Annotated in this window: 1 protein-coding gene; it reads right to left on the bottom strand. The window is 50.8% G+C overall.

Annotated features, from left to right (window positions below; genetic code table 11):
- Positions 1-12: 12 nt before the first annotated feature.
- On the bottom strand, positions 13-531 hold the full coding sequence (locus tag B2751_RS12705) for a GrpB family protein (protein ID WP_290775094.1): 519 nt from the start codon (positions 529-531) through the stop codon (positions 13-15).
- Positions 532-732: the final 201 nt, after the last annotated feature.

The raw sequence follows: 732 nt of genomic DNA, 5'->3' as shown, positions 1-732 counted from the left end.
GCACGTTCCCAGTCAGTCATGCGCGTTCCCCCAAGCAATTGCGCGGAGTTCGAGTTCCTTGACGAACGCATCCTTACCGGCGATATAGGCTTCGATATCAAGCGGATATGTTGTCGCTAACTGTTCCTTTAATGCCCCGTAAGCAGCGGCTTCTTCTGGATGTTTGCGTAAGTAATCCCGGAAGACGAGATGGCGCTTGATATCAGGATTTCCCGTCGCATAGAGATGGATATGATGCGTCCGTTCGTCTCCACCTTTTCGGTAATAGCGACGTCCCGGCATCCCGAATTCACCCTTCGCCTCGTAGCCGATTGCTTCCATCCGTGCGTCGAACTGCTCGATCCCCTCGAGCGCATCGACGACGGGCAGGATATCGATGATCGGTTTTGCTGCGAGTCCCGGAACTGATGTACTTCCCATATGATGGATTTGCTTAAGACGTGCTCCAAACACCTCTCGTAACCGGTCCGCTTCTCGTGTATATGCACTCGCCCATTCTGATTGATACGGTAACACAATGACTTGTCGCATGGTCGTTTCCCCCTCTAAATTCAGTATGCCAGTTTTTGGGGTAAAACAAAACGACCATCCGTTTTGGAGGTCGTTTTGCTACATATGATGTTAGAGAAGTGTTAGTCCTTTAGATAATCATACAGTTTCGCAGGTCCACCCAGTCGGAGATCGGCGATGATATGCTGGGCATCGACGATCTTTCGAACAGGGAAGTCAGCG

Source organism: Exiguobacterium sp. UBA6282 (assembly GCF_002440475.1).
In the GTDB taxonomy this organism is placed as follows: domain Bacteria; phylum Bacillota; class Bacilli; order Exiguobacteriales; family Exiguobacteriaceae; genus Exiguobacterium_A.
The sequence above is the reverse complement of the archived record's forward strand: the minus strand, read 5'-3'. Positions and strand labels throughout refer to the sequence as shown.